The sequence below is a fragment of the Winogradskyella psychrotolerans RS-3 genome, assembly GCF_000427335.1.
Lineage (GTDB): Bacteria > Bacteroidota > Bacteroidia > Flavobacteriales > Flavobacteriaceae > Winogradskyella > Winogradskyella psychrotolerans.
Window position 1 is genome coordinate 15368 of the sequence record NZ_ATMR01000034.1, and the last position, 24888, is coordinate 40255.

Consider the following 24888-nt stretch of genomic DNA (forward strand, 5'->3'; position numbering starts at 1 on the left):
TTTTCTCAATTTATTAATTGCAGCCACAGCCACCTCCCGTTTTTCCTCCGTTTGCTCCTACGGCCGCCTCACGGTAAGAATGCATCGTAGAGATATTACGATCTGCATTCTTATCTGATAGTGCCATATCAGGGTCGTTGATATTCACTTTTTCATATTCCTTCACCACAACACAACTACTAAGAGACGTTGTTATTAATGCAGCGTATATAAATTTTTTAATCATAATTTATTGATTTCTATGTTCTTTGATTTTGAAATATTTCCGTTATCATCGATGATAATACATTCTATTTTAGGCAATTGATTAATGCGATCTAAACCCGCTTCTTTTCCCATTACAAAAACTGAAGTTGCAAGGGCATCTGCTAATTCTGCTTTTGGTGCAAATACGGTGACACTGATAATTCCGGTAGAAGGATATCCTGTTCTTGGATCGATAATATGCGTGTAGCGTTTACCATTAAAATTGACATACTTTTCATAATTTCCAGAGGTCACAACAGCTCCATCTGTAATAGGAAGCAATGCAAACACTTTATTTTTATCCATTGGGTTGGTAATGGCGACTTTCCAATCTTCACCATTGGTTTGTTGTCCCCATGTATTCATATCGCCAGACGCGTTTATGATTCCTGAAGTGACACCTTTAGACATGAGTAAAGTTTTAGCCTTATCGGCAGCATACCCTTTTCCTATAGCACCAAAACCGATTTTCATTCCTTTTAGTTTAAGGAAGATCGTACTCTTTTTTTATCTAGAACGATGTTTTGATAACCTACTTTTTCAACAGACGCTGTAATTTCTTTTTCTGAAGGCATAGTGGTCATGCTACCATCAAACTTCCAAATGTTATCCATTGACGCATAGCTAATATCAAAAGCACCATCTGTCAATTTTGAAATACTTATGGCTCTTTCAATTAAATTGAAGAGTTCTGCATCAACCTTAACAGGTTTAATTCCTGCGTTACGATTAATTTCTGAGGTTTGAGAATCCTCATCCCAAGAGGAGATTAACTTTTCAATTCTAGAAATTTCTGCGACTGCTGTATCTATATCTTTATTTGCCTGAATAGAATCATTTGCTACAACTGTTATATCAAACCGACTACCCATTAATTTTAGCGTACGCTTATAGGGCTCTTGAGCACTACAAACCATCATTGAGAATAGCAATACTATGGCGAATGTATATTTCAAATTACTTTATAAAAGCGTTTAATTCTTTAATATAATTCTCGGGTGTCGTTTTCTTGTAACTATTCTCACCTAAGACCTTACCATTAGAATCTAGGACTACAACAAAAGGGAAAAACCCTTGTTTATTATATGTTTCAGCAAGTAGTGCGTTTACTTTTGTTTGTGCTTCAGACAAGGCATTTTTCTTTCGTTTCGGAAAATCTGCTTTTAGCATCACATAATTTTCATTGGCATACGTTTTAAATGTATCTGTATTCCAAATCTCTCGGTCTAGCTTAATACATGGTCCACACCAATCTGAACCCTGAAAGACTAATATGATAGGCTTACTTTCTTTGGCTGCAATTTCTTTTGCAACTGCAAAATCGGTTTGCCATTCTTGAGCGCTTGCGGTACTAACACCAAAAATCATTAGGACTAAGACTGCAATTATTCTTTTCATTGGACTATTAATTAATTCTCACAACTCCTTAGTCAACTGTTTGACCAATACCTATCAACGCATGTATTATTTTTTGTTGTAAGATGGGTACATCTTTGCTATAATTAAAAATTGCTTATTAAGGCTTTTTTTGAACTCAATTTTTTGTAATTGAATTGTGAAGTATGCTTTACGAATGTTTTCGGGGTGTTTTCCCTTAGGTTTAGCCTAGTCTAGCATGCTATAAGGTTACTATAAAGCTGTTATAAGCATGCTATAACCACGCTATAACCTATATTTTATATTTGCGTTTTTATGAAATAAAATAGGATATTGTTGATGTAAAAAATGGATTTAGTTGCTGTGTTCCGTTATTGACCAATTTATAATTTTATGTAATAAATTATAATTGCAATTAAGATTATAAAAAAGTAAATAAAACTCAAACAATTTGTGGAGTATCTACTCGTTCCATTTTCTTTTTAAATCCGAATTTTTTATAGCGTTAATATTCACTTTTATTGGCACTTTTCGAGTTTAAACGTGAATTGGGGTTAATAAGAATTATAAAGAAGGTGAACCATTCTTTAGTTGTTAATGGTTCCGCTTTTCTATATTATTTAATTCTGAGTTCAAATGTCTCTTTCAAATTGGCTACGGTTTAATATATAAAAAGTAGCGTGTAAATCAATAAGTCCTTTTTTGATTGGAAGATCGCTATTAAAAAAATAGTACAAATTGGATTGGAAGAGAATTAGTTATTTTCTTATTCTGTTAATAGTTTTTTCATTTCTATAAGAGAATTGGTGAAATCAGACGTTTTTCTTCCTTTTCCGATATGGATTGGAATTGTATTCATTCGGTTTACTAAGTCCTGTATTGGCATGTTTTCTAGATTTCCAAATTCATGTTTCCACCATTCCATTTGTTCTATTCTTTGATTTTGAAATCCTGTGGTGCTGCGGTCATTATCGGTTGGCAGAAAACCTATTCCGCCGATAATTGAATTCAGATTATCAACGTCTGTTATTATTCCGTCGTAAATCAGTTGTGCGAAAAGAGCATCTTTAAAAATTTGTTCAATCTTGCCTAATTCCGATGCTTTTATGTCCGTTAAAACAACAGTATATTTTGTCAGTCCATTTGTTATTAACCAACATTTTTTTCTGTCAATATAGAATACGGTAGCATTCCATTTTCCAAGAATTCCTGAGTCGGTTTCTTTGTTCGTTGTGATAAGCTTTTTAATTAACTTTTCTAACTTTTTAGTTGTATATATTTTAGTTCGTATCAATATGGTATGGGATATGGTTGTGTCTATCTTGATTCGCTTGTTTGCTCTGCTCGGGCGTTGTATGTTGTAAAGACATCATTAAATAATATTATATTAGACTTGAGCCGAGGGAACTGGCTAATCGTTTATGTACTATTTTTTCTAACTCATTTTTCTTAAATTCAAACCAGCTTGTTCTAAAATCAGAGTGGTCTATTCTGTGCTTAAAATTCTGAAATGGTTTTTTATTTGCTAAAGTGTTTTCTAATTCCATCTTTAAACTTTCGTCAGGCAACTGGTTAACAAAAAGCTCCATAATTTTAAAGGATTCAGAGCTTTCTAAAGGCTCAAATTTTAAAAAATCTGCTTTATGTTTTTCTACTTTTTCTAAACTCTCATTAAATGCTTCCATAAATTCTTCCTCGAATGAAAATTGAGAAAAATTTGGAATTGCAATAATTTCGTCAGTTTGAGAATTGTAGTAGCAATTAAATCCGCTATCTAATTCTTGTGCTATGTTCTTTATTAATTCTGATTGTTTTTTTGTCATTAGCTTGCTCTTTTAAGGTATTGTTTAGCTTCTTTTTCTAATTCTTCTACAATTAGCTTTAAGTCATCAGTATTGAAAACACAATCTACAAAATATTCTTTTTCATCATCTTCATTTTTAGTCGTGATTCCAAGTTAAACATAATTCTGATATGCTTTTCCTCCGTACTTTTTTTTGATAGTTTAAATTTTAAATTTAGTTCCAAAAATCCAAGTGAATCGGAATCAGTTTCTATGTTATTTGAAAGTTTGTCAAACCATTTGATAATTTCATTTAAATCGCCAACCAAAAGAGAAGAACCTACTGTTTGCCAATTTTTACAATTACTTTTCACTTTTAAATAGACTAATAACCAATTTGAATCATAGTGGCAATCCTTTATTTCAGGAAACTGATAATTCGTTATCCGAAAGTCAACAGTTTGTTGATTAACCCCATTCAAGATCATTCGATTACGATACTTTTCTAGCTTACATACATCGGTTTTTGGTATGAGTTAATTGCGTGGTTTAACTACTAAATTATTGAACTTTTACGAACCAGTGAATATTCCGCAGGAATATTCGCAAGTAGAGAAGAACAAAGCAGTTAACTATACATGGTGTTGTACGTCGTTTTTACTCAGTTTTCTAATCAGTTTGTCAAATTCAATTTCTTTTAATTCCAGCTTTTCTTTTCCGTGTTTTTTGTAATTCAGCGTAATTTTTATTTTTTCTCCACTTTCTATAATTATTTTATCATTGTCTAAAATCTCTATACTAGAAATTAAGTATTTTGGAATTGAAAGTTTATTTAATGAGTCCAAGTCTTTATTGTTGTAAAACACAAAGGTCGTTTGTCTATCTCGATAGTAATCAAATCCACTAATTATTATATCGTTTTGAGTGTGTAAAATTTTTAAATCCACATCTAACAATTTATGAAGTTTCGAAAATTTCACTTCTCCATTTACTTTAAATTTTTTGGGAAATTCAGATTCCAATTCAGTTAATAATTCCTTTGCTCGATTGTTATTGACTCTGTTGTTTTGGTAGATTACTATCATTATAACAACAAATATTATAAAGTAAATTATTCCATAATCCATTAATTATTATTGTTTTCGAGTTCAGTTTGGAAATTACTTACAACGTGATTGTGTATGATTAGTTGCGTGGTTAAGCAACTAATTTAGTAAACAAAAACGGACGCGAGAAAATTCCGAAGGAATTTTCCAAATAAATACTTACCAAAGCAATTAAATATACACGGCTTAAGTTTACAATTCATTAAATTTAAGCATAAATCAGAAAAGACAAAAGAGAGGAATAAGGTTAATATACACGCAGAGACTTTAGATCTCGTCAACATTGAAAATCCCCTCTCTTTTCTACACAGATTTCGTACAGTTCTGTGAGGCTTTTAGACCTCGATTTTAAGTCGTTGAAACTCGCGTAGTATGTCCTTTCAAAAAAACATTTTCTTATGAATAAAGATATTAAATATTTTGAACTGCGAAGCACATCATGAATTCTTATTAATAAAATAATAAAAGATGAATAAATTGACATCAGCCAAAAGGTTTTTGATGTTACAGATTCTGATGGTAATTACTATCAGTTTAAAAACAATGAACTTGGCTTTAAAAAGTTCTCAAAACTCTTAGATTTTAATAGCTATTGCGTTATGGAAGCTACAGGTTATTATCACTATCAGTTAGCTTATTATTTGCTAGAAACTGGATTCAAAGTATCAGTAGAAAATCCATTATCAGTAAAACGTTATATCCAAATGCGCCTTTCTAAGTTAAAGACAGATAAGAGTGATTCAAAACTTATTTGTGAATATGCGATGCATGTAGAATTGAAGCTTTGGAAAGGTAACTCAAAAGAGGTACAAGAATGTCTTCAAATCACCAGAGCCCTTTGGGTATATACAAAACAAAGAACTATGCTAAAGAATAAGTTACATGGAGAATCTGTTTTGGGAGAGCCAAGTAAAATTGTTGTGAGGTCCTTAAAACAGAGTTTAAACCAGCTTGATAAGACGATGCAAGCTTTAGAAGAGAGGCTATTATTTTTGGTAAAGGATACCCATAAAGATTTATTTACCCGTATAACAACGATACCAGGAATTGGAAGAAAAACGGCTATCATGTTGATCGTTTTAACCGGAGGTTTTGAACGCTTTTCAAGTGCAAGTGAATTGTGTAGTTATGCGGGTCTAACTCCAATGATTAGACAAAGTGGAAGTAGTGTAAAGGGGAGACCAAGAATTAGTAAAATGGGCAATCAAAAACTTCGGAATTTATTATTTATGTGCAGTTTTACAGCTTGCAAATACAACAAAGCATGTAGAGATCTTTATGAGCGAATAGTGGCAAAAGGAAAGAGTAAAAAATTAGCATTAATCGCAGTGTGTAATAAGCTACTAAAACAAGCTTTTGCTATCGCAAAATCTGGGTTAATATTTGATGCAACATATAAAAGTACGTTAGTGAAAAATTAATGGGATTTTACTTGTTTTTTAGCACAGTACTTTGTTGTACACCGTTTTTTATTCACGTTATTTTTTGTCAAACCCTTTAAATTCCATTCTTTTCATTGTCGGACAATGATTAACCACAATATCAAATTCAGACACTTTTTCTTTTGGTGTCACGTACCATTCGCCAAAACTATAAGTTAGCAAATAGACATTTTCAAATTCGGTCGGTTTTATGGTCAGTTCAGTTTTTTCAGTTTCCGTTTTTGTGGAACAGTTCTTAATTCCAATTCGATTTCATTTTCCGTAATTTTCTTTAATTCAGATATCAAGTCAGCATCAGGTTCCAGTTGGTAGAAGAATAGAACTGAACTTTCATTTATTTCAAAAGCGGTTGTATTTCCATCACAAGGTTCGTAAATCACAAATTCATTGTTAAGTTTTTTAAACTTATCCAATGTCTTGGAAATTCTTTGAGGTCAATTTTTATTGGTTTGTGCTTTTTTGCAATTTCTTTTTCGTGATATGAAATTGCGTCATTATCCATTCGGTTTGATTTCCAGTTAATCAGTCTTTTAAACGCTTCTGAATTCCGAGTTGTGTCGATAAACAGTTGATGTTTGGAAAGGTCAAGATTTTTCGGATTGTTCTTTTCCAAAATCGTGTCCAAATCAACTTTCCACGCAGGAATTTCAGTCGGTTTAATTTCCGCCTTTTCTGTTTTGGTTTTCTGTTTGCAAGAAGCCAAAATTCCATATATTAATGCTATGTAGATTGCTTTTCTCAAATGGTGTACAACGGTTTTGTGTATGGTTAGTTGCGTGGTTAAGCAACTAATTTAGCAAATAAATCACAGATAGAATATTCCGCAGGAATATTCGTAAGCAGGCTAGAACTAGCAATTAATTATACACGGTGTTGTAAATAGTTTTTATTTCGGTATTGTAATATTTAGGTCAATATCCTCGATTGTTTCTAGTTTGTATTTGACAAATCGTCCGCTGATATTCGTTCCTTTTGCTTCTAAAACTATAAAATTCATAGGTGTTTTTATTTTATTGAATAATTGTGTCTCAAGAGCAGAGAGTTTAAAAACTGAGAAATAATTTTTGTCAGTTTCTTTAATTACGAACTTATATTTCGCAATTTTCTTGTCTCTATCATTAAGAATTTTAAAAGTAATCTCTTTAATTCCCTTTTTTTCTTTTATTTCAGAGAATTCAAATTTGTTTCCATTGACATTTTTCGACATATTTTTCGTTTCCATAAAATATAATTTTAAAGAATCCGATTTGTCAATATGAAAATAATGCACTTGATTTTCTTTTGTATCAAATATTCTAGATACTAGAGAATCGTTTCGGTTATATATCTGCATATGATATGAGTCGTCTTCTGAATTGAATAGGTTAGTCCATTCTTGATTCGGAAATAATTGTGTGGAAAAACTATTCTTTACTATTTTATCAAACTTATAGTTTTGACTGTAGCATATACTTACAAATAATAAAAAAAGTACGGTAAATTTCGTTTGAAGTGTTTTCATAAATTATTTACAACTCGTTATATAACTATAAATATACGTGTTATCCCTTAATAGATTCAGGATATCAAACGTTTTTAATACAACTAATTAAAGTAGCTCAGTTTATTCTAGTTAGTCCTCATCCACTTAATACTGCAACCCATACTTGGCTTTTGGTTCGGATCTACAGCTTCTTTATTTATCAAAGCATTCATGACTGTTCTGATATCTTTTCCTGTTACGGGTTGGCCATTACCGGGTCTAGAATCATCTAATTGACCTGTGTAAACTAATTTTAAATCACCATCAAATAAGAAAAAATCTGGAGTGCAGGCAGCATCATATGCTTTGGCAACCTCTTGAGTTTGATCGTACAAATACGGAAAGATATAATCGTTTTCTATGGCATTTTTAGTCATTAATTCTGGACGATCTTGTGGGAAATTCTCAGCATCATTGCTAGAAATAGCAATACAATTAATGCCTTTTGAAATGTAATCTTTAGCCAGTTGTGATAATTCTGAGCTGACATGTATAACAAAAGGGCAGTGGTTACATATAAACATAACTAAAGTTCCGGTAGTGCCTTTAAGTTCGTTTAATGATTTTTTTGTATTATCTACGGTGTCTATGAGATTAAAATCTGGTGCTTTTGTGCCTAAAGGCAACATATTAGATTTTGTGTTAGCCATTATATTATGTTTATTTTATTCGTTAATTTTACTAAATGGAAAAGATAATAACATTTGAAGACTTTACAAAAGTTGATTTGCGTATTGGTACAATAATAACCGTAAATGATTTCCCAAATGCGCATAGGCCTGCTTATCAATTAACCATAGATTTCGGTGATTTAGGTGTAAAAAAGACTTCTGCACAAATTACGACCCTGTATCAAAAAGACGATTTAATTAATCGACAAATTGTGGCAGTGGTTAATTTTCCTAAAAAGCAAATTGCTAATTTTATGAGCGAATGCTTAGTGGTTGGTGCCGTAAAAGCAGATGACGTGTTGTTATTACATCCTGAAACTAAAGTTAAAAACGGAATGCAAGTGTCTTAGTTTTTTTAGTCTCAAAGTTCCAAAGTTTTAGAGTCTCAAGGGTTCGAAGTTTTAAAGTTTCTAAGCTTCAATATTTGAAAATGATGATACCGATACCAAAACTTACAAAAGGATTGTTGGATTTCTTGCTTTTGAAATAGCTCGTGTTATCCATTATAAAAACATTATTTTCAACAACCAACAACCAACAACCAACAACCAACAACCAACAACCAACAACCAACAACCAACTACATCTCCTCTCTAAAGAAAATAGCGTTCATCAATAACTTATTAGTCCCATACCAAAAGGCTCTAAAATTAGTGTTGTCTGTAAAGCCAATGATATTTCCTCTGCCAATTTTTCCGATTTTAAAAGGAACTGATTTACTAATACTATCTAAATTTTGTTCTGAAATATAACCACTTAGCAATGGGTTTTTACTGTACTGAATAGGATTGTTGTAGCTGTTTTTGTCTTCATTTATAAATAATGTTGAATTTCTAAATACCGCCAATTTATCATTTTTATAGCCAAAATTGATAGGATGGGAGCGATCTAATTCCGTTTCAAAAATTGCACCTCCGATAACTTGTGCACCTCTAAAATCTCTACGCTCTTCATAGCTAATGTTTTTTGCGACGAGTTTACTTTTCTTAAAATCAATGGTCATTAATTTTTTAGAGTTCAACCATTTCAAAGCATTTTTATAAGCCACTAAAGTCCCACCTTCTTTAATCCAAGATTGTAGTTTTTTTGTATTGTTTTCGTCTAAACCAGAATTAGAATTTACCATTATAATTGTATTATAACGGCTTAAATCTGCACGACTAATGCTTTTGGTATCTAATTTTGTAGCTACAATATCATACCGTGTATCAAACAAATGCCATATTTCGCCAGCATCGTAAGAGGTTATTCCGTCACCAACTAAAAGTGCTATTTTTGGTAATTCTAGATTGCTAAAATTTCGGCTACCTAAATCAATACCTTCATTTAAACCTGTAGAAACAACATCAATTTTAATATGGCTTTCTTGGGCTGCTTCATTTAAAAAGTTATAGATCTCAGTAGTGGTTAAATCTTGGTTTTTTGCAGGAATCATAATGGTTCCATAATCGTAAGATTTACCATTGGCTTTAAAACGCTTTAAGGCCACTTTAGCTCTTAAACCTTTCTTTAAAATTGAATTTAAAAGTTTAGGAGAGTAGTATTCGTGCCATTCAAATAAATAAGCGTATTCACTTTTAGAATTAACACCTCCGTTTAAGTGTTCTAAATTGGTGACTTCATCTCCTGCATTTGCAGTCGTTGTTTCTGTATAATCTAAATTGAAAGCTAAAGGAAATGTCCAAGCAGAAATATCATAAAACAAACTATCTTGAAACGTGGTTCGCTTTTCAAACATAGCATTTATCAATCGTGTATTCTTTTGGTTTTTTGGAACCACATAACTGTAACCTTTCTTATAGTTTTTGCCATCTTCTGAAAAATCAGATTTTAAATCGTGAAATATAATACGATGACGTTTTAATATTTCAGCTAAATGGTACGTTTTTGCAGCATCTTTCTCATCGCCAAATACAATTGCATTTTCACCTTCTTTAGACGCTTCGGCTCTTGCATTTTTAAAGAAATTATGCTGATATTCTAGAATGTCTTTTCGCATACCATTCGCAGCAGCAAGCGTAGAAAAAGCAGCTGTATATTGGTTTTTTATAGTAAAAGGAAAAGTTAATAAACCATTCTCACTTTCTTGAACATGACCACGAGAACTCGCTTGTTCAAATAAAATCCCTATACCTCCATTAATATCCGGAAAGGTTGAACCTTTTCCGTAATAGAAGTCATCAAAACTTTCTTCAGAATAATATAATGAGCCTATCTTATCTAAAGCTTTAGCGTGATATGTTGCAATACCTTTAGTAAGATCTTGGTTTAATTGAGGAGTTAATGGATGTGTACGTGATGGAATGCCGGGCTGAAAAAAGAAACTAGCATTGGTACCCATTTCATGATGATCGGTTAAGATATTAGGCATCCAGTTATGAAACGTTTCTATACGTGCTCTAGATTCTGGTAGTTGCACAGGCAACCAATCTCTGTTCATATCAAACCAATAGTGATTGGTACGGGAGCCAGGCCAAACCTCGCTGTATTCTCTATCGTTTGGATCAGGATTTAGATTAATGTTTTTATTGGTATTTGCCCAATACGCAAAGCGTTGTAAACCATCTGGATTTAAAGATGGATCGAATAAAATTATTGTATTTTTTAATAAGTCATCAATTTCGGCACCTTCTGCAGCAGCTAAATAATACGCTACTAATAGTGCTGCATTTGAGCCACTTGGTTCGTTACCATGAATTGAAAACCCTTGGTAAACTACAATCGGTCGATTTTTTGCATTTGCCGAATTAGACTCTGTTGCTTCAATATGTTCGGATTGGATAGCGTCTAAGTTTTTATGATTTTCTGAGGCCGTAATTGTCAGTAGAAGTAGTGGTCTGCCTTCGAACGTTTTTCCTCTATCTTCAATTGTAATTCTATCAGATGCATTTGCTAAGGCTTTCATGTACTCAGCAAGCTTATCGTGAGTGATATGCCATTCACCAACATTATGATCTATAACACTTTGTGGTGTTGGTATAGCTGGGTTTAACTCCGCATTCTGTGGTAAATAATAAGATAGTTCTGTTTGCGATTGCGAAAAAAGGGTAGTGGTCGCTAGAATTAGGATTAGAAGGATGCGTTGCATAGTATGGAAGGTTGGTTAGAGTCTAAAAATAAAAAAACCCTGACATAATTGTCAAGGTTTGGTGTTATTTAACAGAAGCTGTTTTTAAATATCGTCGAAACTGATATCTGTAAAACTGTCTATGCTTTTTGTGTCTTCAGGTGTTTTTGCTTCTTGAGTTACAAAATCATCTTCGCGTTTAAAGTCTTTTTGGTGACGTTCGCTAATGACTTCTTGACCTTTTTCGTTAATGATATAATCGGTCATTTCAGATAAGATTTCTTTAAACTCAGTAAAATCTTCTTTATAAAGGTAGATTTTATGCTTTTTATAATGAAAAGAACCATCGTCATTCGTGAATTTTTTACTCTCAGTAACGGTCAAATAATAATCACCAGCTTTTGTAGCTCTAACATCAAAGAAATAGGTTCTTCTTCCCGCACGTAATACTTTAGAATATATTTCTTCCTTATCCATCATTTCATAATCACTCATAACTCAATCTATTTTTTATTTCAATCCAAAAATCTAAAAAAAACTTACCTAAACAACAAATAATTACATTTCTTTTTCAGAGAGTTGTTTGTTGTATAGTTCCTTGTAGTAGCCATTAGTATTCATAAGGCTTTCATGATTTCCGGACTCTATTACTTTTCCTTCATCTAAAACAATAATACGATCTGCATTCTTAGCTGAAGACACACGATGGCTTACAATAATCGTCGTTTTATCCTTGGTTAATTTCACAAGGTTTTTAAGGATTTTCTCTTCGGTCTCGGTGTCTACCGCAGATAAGCAATCATCAAATAACAAAATATCTGGCTTTTTAATAATGGCTCTAGCGATAGAAACACGTTGTTTTTGACCACCAGATAGTGTAATACCACGTTCCCCTAAAATAGTATCGTAACCTTTAGTAAAACCGATGATGTTTTTATGGACTTTAGCGTTTTGTGCAGCTTCAATAACATCGTCATCCGTAGCATCTTCTTTTCCAAATTTGATGTTGTTTTTTATAGTATCAGAAAACAAGAATGCATCTTGTGGTACATAACCAATGCTGCTTCTTAGGCTGAAAAGATTCAAATCAGAAATACGCGTATCATCAATTAAAATAGAACCTTTATCAATATCATATAAGCGGCCAATTAAATCTAAAATAGTCGATTTTCCTGAACCTGTATTTCCAAGAATAGCCAAGGTTTCTCCTGATTTTAAAGTGAAGCTTACATTTTTTAAAGCTTCAATATTAGTGTCGGGATAGACAAATGATACATTCTTAAACTCTATATCACCTTTAATAGGTGTCAATTCTTTCGCTGTGTTTTTAATATCGGGTTCTGTATCTAAAAACTCATTGATCCGCTCTTGTGATGCTTCCGCTTGTTGAATTAAAGAGGTTACCCAACCTACGGTAGCTACTGGCCAAGTTAATAAATTGACATAAATAATAAACTCTGCAATAGTACCTATATGTTCAATTTTGCCATTCATATATTGCATGCCGCCAACATAAATTACAATAAGATTACTAATTCCAATTAATAAAATCATCATCGGAAAAAATAAGGCTTGTACCTTAGTAAGATTAATCTGTTTCTGTCGGTTTTCTGCTGAAAGGTTTTCAAATTCTAGATTTGTTCTAGGTTCAATACCATAAGATTTTATAACAGAAATACCACTAAATGTTTCTTGTGAATATGTAGAAAGTGTGGATAGTGACTGTTGCACAATGGTACTTCGCTTATTAATTAAACGACTTAATTTATATATAACAGCGGACAGAAAAGGTAAGGGTAGTAACGTGTATAAGGTTAATGAAGGTGACCGATCAACCATATAAATTATAGCAACGGCAAATAAAGTAATGGTGTTAATGGTATACATTATGGCCGGACCAACATACATTCTTACTTTTCCTACGTCTTCACTGATACGATTCATTAAATCACCAGTTCTGTTGGATTTATAAAACTTTAAAGACAGAACTTGGTAATGCTGATAAATTTCATTTTTGAGATCAAATTCTATATAACGAGACACATTAATGATGGTTTGACGCATTAAAAAGGTGAAAATTCCGGCGATAATAGCTGCGCCAACAAGGTAGAGAACGTTAATCATTAACTCATGTCTGAAAATTTCTTCAGAAATTTTTCCATCTAACCGATCAGAAACTATGTTAATGGATGCACCGACTAATCGCGGTGTAAAAAGGGCAAAGATCTTAGCTACGATGGTAATAAGGATGCCAATGATTATGCGATATCTGTACTTGTAAAAATATTTATTAAGATGTTTTAGTGCCTTCATTCTATGACTTTAATACTTCAAAAGTATTATGATAATCGCATTTAATAGTTAATGTTTTGCTAATCCTTTAATTATGATTTACTTTTGCATGCTGTTTTTAGAATATACTTAAACGCCCTTAAATTAACAAAAATGACTTCAGATATTATAACTGCAAAAGACTTAAAAAAAATGGATCCTGTTTTTGGACAACATTCTTTTGACGATCATGAGCAAATTGTTTTTTGCAATGACAAAGATACTGGTTTAAAAGCTATAATTGGTATTCATAATACAGTTTTAGGCCCAGCATTAGGTGGTACTAGGATGTGGAATTACGCTAACGAGTGGGAGGCACTTAATGATGTATTGCGCTTATCTCGAGGCATGACGTTTAAATCAGCGATTACTGGTTTAAATCTTGGTGGAGGTAAAGCCGTTATTATTGGCGATGCTAAAACACAAAAAACACCAGAGTTGATGAGACGATTTGGTGAGTTTGTACATTCGCTAAGCGGACGTTACATCACTGCAGAAGATGTTGGGATGACTACTGAAGATATGGATACTGTGAGAGAGGTGACTCCTTATGTAACCGGAATTTCAGAAAGTAAAGGTGGTGCTGGTAATCCGTCTCCAATCACTGCTTATGGTGTTTTTATGGGAATGAAAGCTGCTGCTAAATTTAAATTTGGTTCAGATATATTAGAAGATAAAAACATCTACGTGCAAGGTATTGGTAATGTAGGTGAAGCGCTTGTTGAGCATTTGGTTAACGAAGGTGCTAATGTCACTATCGCAGATATCAGCCAAGAACGATTAGAAGAAGTGCGCTCTAAGTACGGAGTAACAATTTATGGTGGTAATGATATTTACAGTGAAGATATGGATATCTATGCACCTTGTGCTTTAGGAGCGACAATAAATGATGATACTATTTATAAGTTAAAAGCAAAAGTGATTGCCGGAGCTGCAAATAATCAATTAGCAGAAGAGAAAAGTCATGGTTTAATTTTGCAAGAACGCGGTATCGTTTATGCACCAGATTTTTTAATTAATGCAGGTGGAATTATCAATGTATATGCAGAGTTAGAGAATTACGACAGACAAGAAATAATGCGTAAAACTGAGAATATTTATAATACTACGCTCGAAATTTTAGATAATGCTAAGGTGAATAATCTTACAACGCACAACGCGGCCTTAAATATTGCTAGAGAACGTATTGAAACTCGTAAGAGAGAAAACTTAAAATAGTCTCAATTATTTTCGGATATAAAAATTAAATAATAGTATTTTTGCAAGGTGAATCTTTAATAGGTTCACCTTTTTTAACAACCAATATAAAAGTGAGTTCTTACACATGCTAAACCGAAGACACATCAGAATTAAAGCTATGCAATCCATGTATGCTTTTAAAGGTACAGAAAGTGATGATTTAATTAAAGAACAGAAGTTTTTGTTATACAGTTTAGATAGTATGTATGATTTATACTTATCGCTTTTAGCGCTGCTGACAGAACTGCATAAGAAGAGTAAGGATCATAACGATAAACTACAAGGTAAACTTTTAGGAACGGCAGCTGATAAGAACCCGGATTTAAAGTTTCAAGAGAATCAACTGTTACATCTTATTGGTAGTAATACAATGTTGCAAGATGCCATTGCTAATAAGAAGTTGAATTTTTGGGATTTAGATTTTGAATATGTGGATATTCTTTTTAAAGCGATTTTAAAAAGTGACATTTATAAAAACTACACAGAAGACTCAGAACCAAGTTTTAAGAAAGACAAAAATTTTGTGATCGATGTTTTTACGGATATCATAGCTCCAAACGAGAAACTTTACGATTTCTTTGAAGATAAGAAAATCACTTGGGTAGATGATTTGCCAGTGGTAAATACTGCCATGTTAAAAGTATTGCGTAAGCTGAAGCTAACGTCTCCAGAAACAGCATTGTTACCAAGTTTGTATAAAGATGATGATGATAAGGAGTTTGCAATTGAGTTATTTAAAAAGACTTTTTTGAATAGTTCTAAGTTTGCAGAAGAAATTAGTAAGAAAACAACCAATTGGGATTCTGAACGTTTAGCAAGTTTAGATGGTGTATTGTTAAAAATGGCACTTTGCGAGTTTCAAAAATTTCCTTCTATTCCTCATAAAGTTACGATTAACGAATATCTTGAAATTGCCAAGGAATACTCAACACCAAAGAGTAGTTTGTTTATTAACGGAATCTTAGATAAGATCGTAAAGGAATATCAAGCTGAAAATATGCACCCTAAAGCAGGAAGAGGTTTAATGTAGTAAAAGCTGTTTTCTGTAAGGAGGACAACTTTAAATGTTATTTTTTTGAATTTAAAATGGACTAAATTTCAGTAAAACCGTGTTTTAGGTCATATAATGAAGTTGAATAGTAATAATTTAGAAAGTGATTTCTTACTAAAATATGTTAACAAGGACTTAAAAATTTTAATTCCTTAAAATAATCATTAACTTCGTAAGCTGAAACAATTTTTAACAAAAAAATAGAATAATGAAAAAAGTAATTTTAGGACTTAGTGCATTATGCATGGTAGCTTTCACATCTTGTAAGGATGATGCAGCGAGTAAAATTAAATCTGAAAATGTTGCTGTTGCTGCAGAAAGAGATGCTAATGCTGGTGATTTTGCAGTTTTAACTTTAGATAAAACAGAGCATGATTTTGGTACGATAGCTAACGGAACTCCTGTAGAAACAGTTTTTAAATACACAAACACTGGAAACTCTATGTTAGTGGTAAGTGATATAAAAAGTACTTGTGGATGTACAGTACCAACAAACTTTACTAAAGAAGTTCAGCCAGGTGAAACAGGTGAATTTACTGTAAAATTTAACGGTAAGGGTAATGGTAAAACAACTAAGTCTTTAACAATGGTGACTAATACTGAAAAAGGTCAATTACCAGTTAAGATTACTGCTTTTATTGAAAAAGATCCAAATGCACCTGCTGCTGCTACTAAATCATTAGCACCAAAAGTTAATCCTTTAGCTACAGATAATGGAGCTGCTGCCGCTGCGCCTCGAAAGTATTCTACGCAACCAGGTCACGAAGGACATAATCACGATTAATAAACAATTACTTATAATTACTGAATGGACGCAATAGGATCATTTTTACCGTTTATCGCTATTTTTGCAGTGATGTATTTCTTTATGATTGCACCACAAATGAAACGCTCTAAACAAGAAAAAAAGTTTGCAAGCGAGTTAACACGAGGAACTCGTGTAATTACTAAAAGCGGGATGCACGGAAAAATTGTAGAATTAAATGATAAAGATAGCAGTTGTGTTATTGAAACATTAGCAGGGAAAATTAAATTTGACCGCTCTGCAATTTCTATGGAAATGAGTAATAAATTAAATGCACCAGCTGTTGTAAAATAAGCTGATTAGCGTATAAAATTTAAAAGACTGTTCATGTATTTGAACAGTCTTTTTTTTGTTATAAATAGTTTGTTCTTAAAAACATAATCGTTTTGTTACCAACAGCCAACAGCCAACAGCCAACAATCAACAACCAACAACCAACAACTAACACTGCTTATACCTATCGTGTAAACCAATGCCTTTTAATATCAGAGGTTTATTTTATTTAGACGTGTTTGTTTTGTCGTCTCTCGTTTTGCATCAGAAATATAGTCGCAGTATTCGCGTTGTTTAGAAAGTTACAGTAAGTTATAATTGGTGTTTAGTTCTGTGTTGGTTCTAAGAAAATCTTTTAATTCATTAGGAATAACAATAGATTTATTCTTACGTTGTGGTTTAATAACACGACCTAAGCGTTGATTTTCTATAGCTTACTTTACGCACATTAAAACTGCAACTTCATTAATATCGACTTTAGTTTCAAAACGCATTTGCCGCATGGCTTTCGTTTTTCTTCTTGCGCATTATAAAGCAATTGCTCCCATCCTTTAAAAAGATACCTTGATGAAACCAGATGCAAAAATGATTTTTGAATGCTCCAATACCTAAAACATTTTTACCATTTAGGCAGTAGGTTGGCATGCTCCATTTTATGGTTTCTTCTAACTCAGTGGTATTCATAATACGTCGCAAAATGCTAAGTGCATCTGAGAAGTGCTGATTGACTTCAATGTATTCTTCTACTAAGGTTACTTTTTTCATTGGAATTGGTTTAGCTTCCGAAAAGGCGTTTAAATAATCCTTTTTACTTTTTAATACCCCAAATTAATTCTTTTGGATGACGTTTTATTTCACTATTAGGTCCAAATTTCCCCCATGCAAAACCTGTTTTATTTTTAGCATTTCTTAGATCAGCTATAGCCCAATCATTACCTTCCAATTGATTTAAAAATGGAAAATAGGATGTGTTAGCTTTTTCAAAATTGATTTTATCGAATAATTGACCATTATTTTTCCAAATATCATAGACGACATTATCATGGATATCATTGAGGTAATTGTGTGTTGGTGAATCGTGAAATTCCAATAAACTGCTTAAAAATCCATTTAAATTATCAGCGTAGCGTATAAAAATAGCAGGATCGTGGCAGGCGTAATATACATGACCTAATGAGCCATCATTTAATATATCTAAAACCCAATGATTACCAAATCCATCGTGTCCTAGAGTCACAGAATTCGGACACAATTCGGTAAATCCAAATTGTCCTATTGATGAAAAATCAACGTCATCTAAACCATAGTCTTCCCAACCACGCGTCTCTTTTAAAATTTAGATGAGTTCATTGTCAATTTTGTTATTGGGAAATAAAGGCTTTAACTTTTCTATGTCTTCTGTTGTTAATCCCTCTTTAAAAGCTAAAGTATAAGTTTCGCCATCTTCATCGGTAAAGGTTGATGATTTTAGTTTTTATAATTGCTGTATTATTTATGTTTCGGTGTTGCTTCGTGTTATATACTATGCTGATTATTTAAAAGTTTGAAATGTGAATTATGCGTTACGTAAAATCTTTTCCATCTTCCTTCCTTTTGCTAATTCATCAACCAATTTATCTAAATAGCGTACTTCTTTAGTTAATTGAGTTTCTATAGCTTCAATTCTGTAACCACAAATAACACCTTTAATGAGATGTGCATTTGGGTTTAACTTAGCTTTCTTAAAGAAGGTTTTGAACGTGACTTTGTCATTAATGAGTGTTTGAAGTTTAGTATCATCAAAACCGGTTAACCATTCTAAGACTTGGTGTAATTCTGCTATTGTTCTGCCTTTATTTTCAACTTTTGTGATATAATGAGGGTAAACAGATGCAAATGTCATTACAGCAATACGTTCGTCGTGTTTTGATGTTGTAGTCATAATGAATATATTGTAATTGAAAAACGAAAGATTTTTGGTTCTTAAATTTAAGCATAAAAAAAATAAGCAGTAAACTAAATAATATAGTTTACTGCTTATTGAAATTATTATAAGTCTTTATAAAGGACTGAAACTATTTTTCTATAGCCGTTAATTCAGCAATTTTACAAATAACTTCTACAGCTTTTTGCATGCTTTCGACAGGAACATACTCATAGCGCCCATGAAAATTATGACCACCGGCAAAAATATTTGGACAAGGTAATCCCATATAAGAGAGTTGAGAACCATCAGTTCCTCCACGTATCGCTTTAATTAATGGAGTAACACCAACAGCTTTCATCGCTTCTTCTGCAATATCTACAATATGCATTACAGGTTCCACTTTTTCTTTCATGTTGAAGTATTGATCTTTTATTTCAATTTTAAAAACTTCACTTTCGTATTTTGTATTTAAATCAAAAACCACTTTTTCCAATAAAGCTTTTCGAGCTTCAAACTTATCTTTGTCATGATCTCTAATAATATATTCAAGAGTTGTTTCTTCAACATCTCCTTCTATATTATGTAAATGGAAAAAACCTTCGTAACCTTCGGTACATTCTGGAGTTTCTAATCGTGGTAAAATAGTAATAAACTCTGAAGCATAATACATAGAATTTATCATTTTTCCTTTGGCATAACCAGGATGCACAATTTTCCCTTTTACTTTAATTTTAGCTCCTGCGGCATTAAAATTTTCATATTCTAATTCTCCAACTTGGCTACCATCCATGGTATAAGCCCAATCTGCACCAAATTTATCGACATCAAATTTATGTGCTCCTCTGCCAATTTCTTCATCAGGTGTAAAACCAATTCTTATTTTACCATGTTTAATTTCAGGGTGATTAATAAGGTATTCCATGGCAGTAATAATCTCAGTAATACCAGCTTTATCGTCAGCACCTAAAAGTGTTGTACCATCTGTTGTTATTAAGGTCTGACCTTTGTAAAGTAATAGGTCGTCAAAATAATCTGGTGAGAGAATGATATCTTCTTCGGCATTTAGAATGATGTCTTTCCCATCATAATTGCTAATAATTTGAGGTTTCACATTCGCACCTGTAAAATCTGGAGAGGTATCAAAATGAGATACAAATCCAATAACAGGGACATCGTGATTAACATTACTTGGTAAGGTTGCCATGATATATGCATTCTCATCAATAGAAACATCACTTAAGCCAATCGTTTTTAGTTCTTCTACCAACTTGTTAGCCAAATCCCATTGTTTTTTTGTACTCGGTGTGGTTTCAGAATTTGGATCGGATTCTGTGTCTATTGTAACGTAACTTATAAAGCGATTTATGATATGCTGCATAAAATTATTTGTATTTAAAAATTAAAGTTTAAAGGTAATAACAGGAAGTTTTGAATGGTTAACAACATCTTCAGAAATACTACCACCAAAGAAATGACTTAGTCCTTTTCTTCCATGAGTAATCATAGCAACGGCGTCTGCTTGTTGTTTTCTTGCAAAATTTGAAACACCATCTTCTACATTGTGATCTGAAATACGAGCAATAGTAACATCACTTTCGTTTAATTTAGCAAGCTTTAAAAAGATTGAAATTTTTTCGTCAATTTCATCAGTGCTTAAAAATGCTAAGTTTGGTGAGTTAATATGTAATAAGGTTGTTTTCTGACCTAATTTGAATAATAATTCAAGAGACTTTTTAACAGCAGGAATACTTTCTTCAGAAAAATCTGTAGCTAATACAATATGTTCAAAATTAACAGATTTAGGTTTAGACTTTACAACTAATACTGGTGTATTACTGTAACGTACTACTTTTTCGGTGTTAGAACCGGTAAAAACGCCATCGTGATCACTATGTCCTCTAGAACCCATAACGATTAAGTCTGCTCTAACATCAGTTGCAACCTCTGCAACTTCCTTTAAGACTTTATGATACTTAACCATTGGTGTAACTTCAAGGCCTTCAAGATAGGGTTGATCTAAAAATGTTTCAAATTTTTTGTTAGCTACCATTAGCATAAATGCATTTTCTTCACCTCTTTCAGTGCTTGAAGCAGAGAAAATGGATTCAGACATTTCTAACATATGCATTACAATTAATTCTGAATTATGTTGTTTTGCTAATGCAGCACCAGTTTCTAAGGCATATTCTGAATATTTTGAAAAATCGACAGGAACAATAATTTTTTTCATGATAATTTGATTTTGGTTAGTGTTTCAAAGTTACATAAATTAGAAAGTATAAATTATGATAATTGACAGTTTATGAAAAAATTAATAGTTCCTTTTTAAGGAATAGATGCTTATTTTTGCAGGGCAAAATCATTCTCATGTATAAAGCTTTAATAAGACCTATTTTATTTCTTTTCGACCCAGAAAAAGTACATTATTTTACCTTTTCTCTAATTCGGAATTTATCTAAAATACCAGGAGTTAAAAGTATATTTAAAGCCATGTATGTTGTTGAAGATAAACAATTGGAACGTGAATTATTCGGATTAAAATTTAAGAACCCTGTCGGTCTAGCAGCAGGTTTTGATAAAAATGCCGTTTTATATAATGAATTGGCCAACTTCGGATTCGGTTTTATTGAAATAGGAACGGTTACACCAAAGGCACAAGAAGGCAATCCTAAACAACGTTTATTTAGATTAAAGGACGATAAAGGCATTATTAACCGCATGGGTTTTAATAATGACGGTTTGCAAGCTGCTATTTCTCAATTAAAGAAAAATAAAGGACAATTAATCATTGGTGGGAATATTGGGAAAAATACCCAAACGCTTCCTGAAAATTATACTAAAGATTATCTGGAGTGTTTTAATGCATTACATCCTTATGTCGATTATTTTGTACTTAACGTCAGTTGTCCAAATGTAGGAAGCCATGCTAAACTGAATGATAAAGATTATTTGTTAGAACTTATTTCTACGGTACAAAAAGCCAATGCTACATTTAGTAAGCAGAAACCAATTCTACTTAAAATAGCACCAGATTTAAACGACGTTCAATTAGATGAGATTGTAGAATTAATTGCAGAAACCAATCTCGATGGTGTTATTGCAAGTAATACATCTATCGACCGAACAGATTTAAAAGCGAGTGATGCACGACTTAATGAAATTGGAAATGGAGGTTTAAGCGGACAACCAATTAAAGACAAATCGACTAAAGTCATTCAGTATTTAGCTGAGAAAAGTAACAAGTCTTTTCCTATTATTGGAGTCGGAGGTATTCATTCTGCTACTGACGCTTTGGCGAAATTGGAAGCTGGTGCAGATTTGGTGCAGGTGTATACCGGTTTTATTTATGAAGGACCTTCTCTAGTAAAACAAATTAATAAGGCCTTATTGAAGTTAAATTGCTCTAATTAACTATTAGTCTTTTGTTGTTAACACTACCTGAAGTGTTTTCTAATTGAACAATGTAAACTCCTTTATTTAGATTTGAAATATCTATAGCAAGATTGTCTTTATTATTTGAGTTATCAACGTGCATCACTTGTTTACCTAATAAATCGTAAAAAATAACGCTATTTAGTAACCTTGAATTCGTAATAGTTACTCTAACCGTATCATTTGGATTAGGAAATAGTTTAATATCCTCATTTTTATTAAAATCCTCAGTACTTAAAGTAATAGCGATTAATGTGATTGTTAAAGTTCCAATTTTTTCCGAATTAAAGGGATAGCCTTCTACACCTGCCACATTAGTAATAACACCACTAGGATCTGTAGCTATGTTGTCTCCAGAATAATTAAATCCGTCCTTTGTTCCAGCATCATAAGGATACAAATCTATTGTAAATGTCTCTTTCCAGTTGTTTGTATTTATATCCCATAAATCAAGGTTACTCACAGCGATTATCCAGTCTGGACTTGGAGCAATCATAGACGTTAATGTCAGTAAAGGGAAATCTTCGGAAAGAATCACATCAACTAGCGTTGCAGACGATATTGCAGCATAATCGTCAAAAGTCGTAGAAAGCCATTGTTCTGCATCACCAGCATTTATTGCCGTTTGTACTTCTGTATTAAAAATAACATTATCTCCTAACTCAGCAACATTTTTAATACCAGGCGAGGCTGTACCTCCTAATTCTATAAATGTGATATCATTGTTATGAGTGGCACCAACTAAATCAGACCAGTGTGCATTACTTGGTAAAGGACCATGATCATTAGAATTCCATGTACTAGTAAAATTAATATTGTAACTTGCAAAGGACTGTGCACTAATATTATTTGAGACAATTAGTATAAAAAATGAAATAAGTGTAAGTATAATCTTTTTCATAGTAATTTTAATGTGTTCTGAAACTTAATTCGATTTAAGTCATGGAAATTTACATAATTTTTCGGGTTTTATATTATTTTCGAACAAACATTAATAATTGAATTACGACATACTTATATCATTCGCATTAGCGACATCAGTATTGGCAATTTCGCCAGGGCCAGATAATATTTATGTTTTAGTACAAAGTATTAGTCATGGTAAATCTTATGGATTAGCAACGGTCTGCGGTTTAATTACTGGTTGTATAATTCATACCACCTTATTAGCCTTTGGTGTTTCTGCTATCATAGCAGCGAACGAAAATCTGTTTTTCGGTATTAAACTTTTGGGAGCGATTTATCTGTTATATCTAGCCTACAAAGTCTTTAAGTCTGATGCAAGTCTTAATTTTAATTCTGAACATGTGCCTAAGAAAAGTCTAAAACAATTATTTGTTCAAGGTTTTTTTATGAATGTCCTCAACCCAAAAGTGACCATTTTCTTTTTAGCTTTTTTTCCTGGGTTTCTATTTAGTGAAACCATGAGCACCGTTTGGCAATTTTATATTTTAGGTGGACTTTTCATGCTGGTGTCTTTCATTATTTTTTCTTCAATTGCTTTATTAGCAGGTCAGATTAAAACCTACACATTAAAACATAAAAACTCAGGCTTAGTTTTAAAATGGCTTCAGATTGTGGTTTTTATAGGGATTGCGGTTTTTATTCTCATTTAGAAAGATATTCTATATGACTTATGTTAACACATTGAGATAGTTATCGGAATCACTAATTTAGAAGAATCATTTATGCTAATTATTATCGCCTTCAATTTCTATTTCGAGTTTAATTTCAATTTCAATTAATGTATATTTGAACTAATGAATAAAGCGGTTAAAATAATAGAATGCCCAAGAGATGCCATGCAAGGCATTAAGGCTTTTATACCTACAGAAAAGAAAGTACAATACATTCAATCTTTGCTTCGTGTCGGTTTTGATACCATTGATTTCGGAAGTTTTGTATCTCCAAAAGCGATTCCGCAAATGGTTGATACCGCTGAAGTTTTAGCACAATTAGATCTGAGTAAAACGGAAAGTAAATTGCTTGCTATTATAGCAAATACACGAGGAGCAAACGATGCTTCGGTGCATTCTGAAATTGATTATTTAGGATTTCCATTTTCAATATCAGAGAACTTTCAGATGCGTAATACACATAAAACAATAGCGCAATCTGTTGTGACCTTGTCTGAAATTTTAGAAGTCGCAGACAAAAGCAATAAACAGGTTGTGGTTTATATTTCAATGGGTTTTGGAAACCCTTATGGTGATCCGTGGAATGTAGATATCGTAGGGGAGTGGACGGAACGCTTATCTAAAATGGGAGTTAGTATATTGTCATTAAGCGATACCATTGGAAGTTCAGATCCAGAGAATATTAACTATTTATTTTCAAATTTAATTCCCGAATATTCAAACATAGAATTTGGTGCCCATTTGCATACCACACCAACGTCTTGGTTCGAAAAAATTGACGCCGCCTACAAAGCGGGTTGCCGACGTTTTGATGGAGCTATACAAGGTTTTGGTGGTTGCCCAATGGCAAAAGATGATCTTACAGGTAATATGCCAACCGAGAAAATGTTGTCGTATTTTACTCAAAAAAAAGCACACGAGCTCAATGCGATGAGTTTTGAGAGTTCTTATAATGAAGCGACTAAGATTTTTTAGTGTGTATCATTAAAAAAAAAAGCCT

28 protein-coding genes and 2 pseudogenes are annotated in these 24888 nt (G+C 32.5%); 9 read left to right on the forward strand and 21 right to left on the reverse strand.

Going from position 1 to position 24888, the window contains the following annotated elements; all coding sequences use genetic code 11:
- Positions 1-13: 13 nt before the first annotated feature.
- The 7 genes and pseudogenes from ADIWIN_RS02390 to ADIWIN_RS02420 all read right to left on the reverse strand — a co-directional run bounded on the left by ADIWIN_RS02390 (position 14) and on the right by ADIWIN_RS02420 (position 4533).
- Positions 14-226, reverse strand: a complete 213-nt coding sequence (locus ADIWIN_RS02390) for a DUF4266 domain-containing protein (RefSeq protein ID WP_020894787.1) — start codon at positions 224-226, stop codon at positions 14-16.
- Positions 223-1166 (reverse strand): annotated as a pseudogene (locus ADIWIN_RS02395) (FAD:protein FMN transferase). Before ADIWIN_RS02395 ends, ADIWIN_RS02390 begins: the two are co-directional and overlap by 4 nt.
- A 37-nt stretch (positions 1167-1203) precedes the next feature.
- Positions 1204-1644, reverse strand: a complete 441-nt coding sequence (locus ADIWIN_RS02400; RefSeq protein WP_040756358.1) for a thioredoxin family protein — start codon at positions 1642-1644, stop codon at positions 1204-1206.
- 745 nt (positions 1645-2389) lie between these two features.
- The gene (locus ADIWIN_RS02405) at positions 2390-2917 is read right to left on the reverse strand and encodes a DUF6933 domain-containing protein (RefSeq protein WP_020894791.1); all 528 of its coding nucleotides are present in this window, start codon (positions 2915-2917) and stop codon (positions 2390-2392) included.
- Between the two features lie 88 nt (positions 2918-3005).
- Positions 3006-3446 carry a UPF0158 family protein gene (locus tag ADIWIN_RS02410; RefSeq protein ID WP_020894792.1) on the reverse strand — a complete coding sequence of 147 codons (441 nt, stop codon included), beginning with the start codon at positions 3444-3446 and terminating at the stop codon, positions 3006-3008.
- A gap of 85 nt (positions 3447-3531) precedes the next feature.
- Positions 3532-3894 carry a WapI family immunity protein gene (locus ADIWIN_RS22285; RefSeq protein ID WP_438874647.1) on the reverse strand — a complete coding sequence of 121 codons (363 nt, stop codon included), beginning with the start codon at positions 3892-3894 and terminating at the stop codon, positions 3532-3534.
- Positions 3895-4038: 144 nt separating this feature from the next.
- Complete coding sequence (locus ADIWIN_RS02420; protein WP_020894793.1) at positions 4039-4533, reverse strand: hypothetical protein; 495 nt, start codon at positions 4531-4533, stop codon at positions 4039-4041.
- Positions 4534-4988: 455 nt separating this feature from the next.
- Between ADIWIN_RS02420 and ADIWIN_RS02425 the strand changes: the two genes are divergently transcribed.
- Positions 4989-5933, forward strand: coding sequence for an IS110 family RNA-guided transposase (locus tag ADIWIN_RS02425; protein WP_040756362.1), 945 nt, complete (start codon positions 4989-4991; stop codon positions 5931-5933).
- Between the two features lie 397 nt (positions 5934-6330).
- On the opposite strand, the gene ADIWIN_RS02435 is transcribed toward ADIWIN_RS02425, so the two are convergent.
- From ADIWIN_RS02435 to ADIWIN_RS02445, 3 genes are all read right to left on the reverse strand, one after another.
- Positions 6331-6696: a hypothetical protein gene (locus tag ADIWIN_RS02435; RefSeq protein ID WP_152487198.1), complete on the reverse strand. Its 366-nt coding sequence runs from the start codon at positions 6694-6696 to the stop codon at positions 6331-6333.
- 144 nt (positions 6697-6840) lie between these two features.
- A complete protein-coding gene (locus tag ADIWIN_RS20235) occupies positions 6841-7176 on the reverse strand; it encodes a hypothetical protein (protein ID WP_152487199.1) in 336 nt (111 codons plus the stop codon).
- 386 nt (positions 7177-7562) lie between these two features.
- The gene (locus ADIWIN_RS02445) at positions 7563-8126 is read right to left on the reverse strand and encodes a thioredoxin family protein (protein ID WP_020894799.1); all 564 of its coding nucleotides are present in this window, start codon (positions 8124-8126) and stop codon (positions 7563-7565) included.
- Positions 8127-8161: 35 nt separating this feature from the next.
- Here ADIWIN_RS02445 and ADIWIN_RS02450 point away from each other — a divergent pair, with 35 nt between their 5' ends.
- A complete protein-coding gene (locus tag ADIWIN_RS02450; RefSeq protein ID WP_020894800.1) occupies positions 8162-8497 on the forward strand; it encodes a tRNA-binding protein in 336 nt (111 codons plus the stop codon).
- 230 nt (positions 8498-8727) lie between these two features.
- Here the strand turns inward: ADIWIN_RS02450 and ADIWIN_RS02455 are convergent, their stop codons facing one another.
- From ADIWIN_RS02455 to ADIWIN_RS02465, 3 genes are all read right to left on the reverse strand, one after another.
- Positions 8728-11235 (reverse strand): M14 metallopeptidase family protein, encoded by a 2508-nt coding sequence (locus ADIWIN_RS02455; RefSeq protein WP_020894802.1) that lies wholly within the window; start codon positions 11233-11235, stop codon positions 8728-8730.
- An 84-nt stretch (positions 11236-11319) separates the two neighbouring features.
- Complete coding sequence (locus ADIWIN_RS02460; RefSeq protein WP_020894803.1) at positions 11320-11709, reverse strand: PUR family DNA/RNA-binding protein; 390 nt, start codon at positions 11707-11709, stop codon at positions 11320-11322.
- Between the two features lie 63 nt (positions 11710-11772).
- Positions 11773-13527 carry an ABC transporter ATP-binding protein gene (locus tag ADIWIN_RS02465; RefSeq protein WP_040756368.1) on the reverse strand — a complete coding sequence of 585 codons (1755 nt, stop codon included), beginning with the start codon at positions 13525-13527 and terminating at the stop codon, positions 11773-11775.
- A 132-nt stretch (positions 13528-13659) separates the two neighbouring features.
- Between ADIWIN_RS02465 and ADIWIN_RS02470 the strand changes: the two genes are divergently transcribed.
- The 4 genes from ADIWIN_RS02470 (at position 13660) to yajC (ending at position 16934) form a co-directional block, all read left to right on the forward strand.
- Positions 13660-14763, forward strand: a complete 1104-nt coding sequence (locus tag ADIWIN_RS02470; RefSeq protein WP_020894805.1) for a Glu/Leu/Phe/Val family dehydrogenase — start codon at positions 13660-13662, stop codon at positions 14761-14763.
- 106 nt (positions 14764-14869) lie between these two features.
- Positions 14870-15814, forward strand: a complete 945-nt coding sequence (gene nusB / locus ADIWIN_RS02475) for a transcription antitermination factor NusB (protein ID WP_235046971.1) — start codon at positions 14870-14872, stop codon at positions 15812-15814.
- 229 nt (positions 15815-16043) lie between these two features.
- Positions 16044-16619 (forward strand): DUF1573 domain-containing protein, encoded by a 576-nt coding sequence (locus tag ADIWIN_RS02480; RefSeq protein WP_020894807.1) that lies wholly within the window; start codon positions 16044-16046, stop codon positions 16617-16619.
- Between the two features lie 24 nt (positions 16620-16643).
- The gene (gene yajC / locus ADIWIN_RS02485) at positions 16644-16934 is read left to right on the forward strand and encodes a preprotein translocase subunit YajC (protein ID WP_020894808.1); all 291 of its coding nucleotides are present in this window, start codon (positions 16644-16646) and stop codon (positions 16932-16934) included.
- Positions 16935-17125: 191 nt separating this feature from the next.
- On the opposite strand, the gene ADIWIN_RS21065 is transcribed toward yajC, so the two are convergent.
- The 7 genes and pseudogenes from ADIWIN_RS21065 to ADIWIN_RS02510 all read right to left on the reverse strand — a co-directional run bounded on the left by ADIWIN_RS21065 (position 17126) and on the right by ADIWIN_RS02510 (position 21049).
- Positions 17126-17185, reverse strand: coding sequence for a hypothetical protein (locus ADIWIN_RS21065; protein ID WP_235046981.1), 60 nt, complete (start codon positions 17183-17185; stop codon positions 17126-17128).
- Positions 17186-17396: 211 nt separating this feature from the next.
- Positions 17397-17678, reverse strand: coding sequence for a DUF1801 domain-containing protein (locus tag ADIWIN_RS21070; protein WP_020894810.1), 282 nt, complete (start codon positions 17676-17678; stop codon positions 17397-17399).
- A 43-nt stretch (positions 17679-17721) separates the two neighbouring features.
- Positions 17722-18150, reverse strand: coding sequence for an SMI1/KNR4 family protein (locus ADIWIN_RS02495; protein ID WP_040756370.1), 429 nt, complete (start codon positions 18148-18150; stop codon positions 17722-17724).
- Between the two features lie 99 nt (positions 18151-18249).
- Positions 18250-18369, reverse strand: a pseudogene (locus tag ADIWIN_RS22085) (A24 family peptidase C-terminal domain-containing protein); the annotation flags it as partial.
- A 99-nt stretch (positions 18370-18468) separates the two neighbouring features.
- Positions 18469-18834, reverse strand: coding sequence for a DUF2200 domain-containing protein (locus ADIWIN_RS02500; RefSeq protein WP_020894812.1), 366 nt, complete (start codon positions 18832-18834; stop codon positions 18469-18471).
- 133 nt (positions 18835-18967) lie between these two features.
- Complete coding sequence (gene pepT, locus ADIWIN_RS02505) at positions 18968-20197, reverse strand: peptidase T (RefSeq protein ID WP_020894813.1); 1230 nt, start codon at positions 20195-20197, stop codon at positions 18968-18970.
- 21 nt (positions 20198-20218) lie between these two features.
- Entirely contained in the window at positions 20219-21049 is an 831-nt protein-coding gene (locus ADIWIN_RS02510) for a universal stress protein (RefSeq protein ID WP_020894814.1), read from the reverse strand.
- A gap of 137 nt (positions 21050-21186) precedes the next feature.
- Here ADIWIN_RS02510 and ADIWIN_RS02515 point away from each other — a divergent pair, with 137 nt between their 5' ends.
- A complete protein-coding gene (locus ADIWIN_RS02515; protein ID WP_020894815.1) occupies positions 21187-22230 on the forward strand; it encodes a quinone-dependent dihydroorotate dehydrogenase in 1044 nt (347 codons plus the stop codon).
- On the opposite strand, the gene ADIWIN_RS02520 is transcribed toward ADIWIN_RS02515, so the two are convergent.
- A complete protein-coding gene (locus tag ADIWIN_RS02520; protein WP_020894816.1) occupies positions 22223-23152 on the reverse strand; it encodes a T9SS type A sorting domain-containing protein in 930 nt (309 codons plus the stop codon). The genes ADIWIN_RS02515 and ADIWIN_RS02520 overlap by 8 nt on opposite strands.
- Before the next feature lie 97 nt (positions 23153-23249).
- Between ADIWIN_RS02520 and ADIWIN_RS02525 the strand changes: the two genes are divergently transcribed.
- A complete protein-coding gene (locus ADIWIN_RS02525; protein ID WP_020894817.1) occupies positions 23250-23867 on the forward strand; it encodes a LysE family translocator in 618 nt (205 codons plus the stop codon).
- A 144-nt stretch (positions 23868-24011) separates the two neighbouring features.
- A complete protein-coding gene (locus tag ADIWIN_RS02530) occupies positions 24012-24863 on the forward strand; it encodes a hydroxymethylglutaryl-CoA lyase (RefSeq protein WP_020894818.1) in 852 nt (283 codons plus the stop codon).
- Positions 24864-24888 lie beyond the last annotated feature (25 nt).

Bases quoted from the DNA above. Each gene is read 5' to 3' on its own strand.
- ADIWIN_RS02390 (WP_020894787.1), bottom strand. From the start codon at position 226: ATGATTAAAAAATTTATATACGCTGCATTAATAACAACGTCTCTTAGT.
- ADIWIN_RS02400 (WP_040756358.1), bottom strand. From the start codon at position 1,644: ATGAAAAGAATAATTGCAGTCTTAGTCCTAATGATTTTTGGTGTTAGT.
- ADIWIN_RS02410 (WP_020894792.1), bottom strand. From the start codon at position 3,446: ATGACAAAAAAACAATCAGAATTAATAAAGAACATAGCACAAGAATTA.
- ADIWIN_RS22285 (WP_438874647.1), bottom strand. From the start codon at position 3,894: ATGATCTTGAATGGGGTTAATCAACAAACTGTTGACTTTCGGATAACG.
- ADIWIN_RS02420 (WP_020894793.1), bottom strand. From the start codon at position 4,533: ATGGATTATGGAATAATTTACTTTATAATATTTGTTGTTATAATGATA.
- ADIWIN_RS20235 (WP_152487199.1), bottom strand. From the start codon at position 7,176: ATGGAAACGAAAAATATGTCGAAAAATGTCAATGGAAACAAATTTGAA.
- ADIWIN_RS02445 (WP_020894799.1), bottom strand. From the start codon at position 8,126: ATGGCTAACACAAAATCTAATATGTTGCCTTTAGGCACAAAAGCACCA.
- ADIWIN_RS02450 (WP_020894800.1), top strand. From the start codon at position 8,162: ATGGAAAAGATAATAACATTTGAAGACTTTACAAAAGTTGATTTGCGT.
- ADIWIN_RS02455 (WP_020894802.1), bottom strand. From the start codon at position 11,235: ATGCAACGCATCCTTCTAATCCTAATTCTAGCGACCACTACCCTTTTT.
- ADIWIN_RS02460 (WP_020894803.1), bottom strand. From the start codon at position 11,709: ATGAGTGATTATGAAATGATGGATAAGGAAGAAATATATTCTAAAGTA.
- ADIWIN_RS02465 (WP_040756368.1), bottom strand. From the start codon at position 13,527: ATGAAGGCACTAAAACATCTTAATAAATATTTTTACAAGTACAGATAT.
- ADIWIN_RS02470 (WP_020894805.1), top strand. From the start codon at position 13,660: ATGACTTCAGATATTATAACTGCAAAAGACTTAAAAAAAATGGATCCT.
- nusB (WP_235046971.1), top strand. From the start codon at position 14,870: ATGCTAAACCGAAGACACATCAGAATTAAAGCTATGCAATCCATGTAT.
- ADIWIN_RS02480 (WP_020894807.1), top strand. From the start codon at position 16,044: ATGAAAAAAGTAATTTTAGGACTTAGTGCATTATGCATGGTAGCTTTC.
- yajC (WP_020894808.1), top strand. From the start codon at position 16,644: ATGGACGCAATAGGATCATTTTTACCGTTTATCGCTATTTTTGCAGTG.
- ADIWIN_RS21070 (WP_020894810.1), bottom strand. From the start codon at position 17,678: ATGAAAAAAGTAACCTTAGTAGAAGAATACATTGAAGTCAATCAGCAC.
- ADIWIN_RS02500 (WP_020894812.1), bottom strand. From the start codon at position 18,834: ATGACTACAACATCAAAACACGACGAACGTATTGCTGTAATGACATTT.
- pepT (WP_020894813.1), bottom strand. From the start codon at position 20,197: ATGCAGCATATCATAAATCGCTTTATAAGTTACGTTACAATAGACACA.
- ADIWIN_RS02510 (WP_020894814.1), bottom strand. From the start codon at position 21,049: ATGAAAAAAATTATTGTTCCTGTCGATTTTTCAAAATATTCAGAATAT.
- ADIWIN_RS02515 (WP_020894815.1), top strand. From the start codon at position 21,187: ATGTATAAAGCTTTAATAAGACCTATTTTATTTCTTTTCGACCCAGAA.
- ADIWIN_RS02520 (WP_020894816.1), bottom strand. From the start codon at position 23,152: ATGAAAAAGATTATACTTACACTTATTTCATTTTTTATACTAATTGTC.
- ADIWIN_RS02530 (WP_020894818.1), top strand. From the start codon at position 24,012: ATGAATAAAGCGGTTAAAATAATAGAATGCCCAAGAGATGCCATGCAA.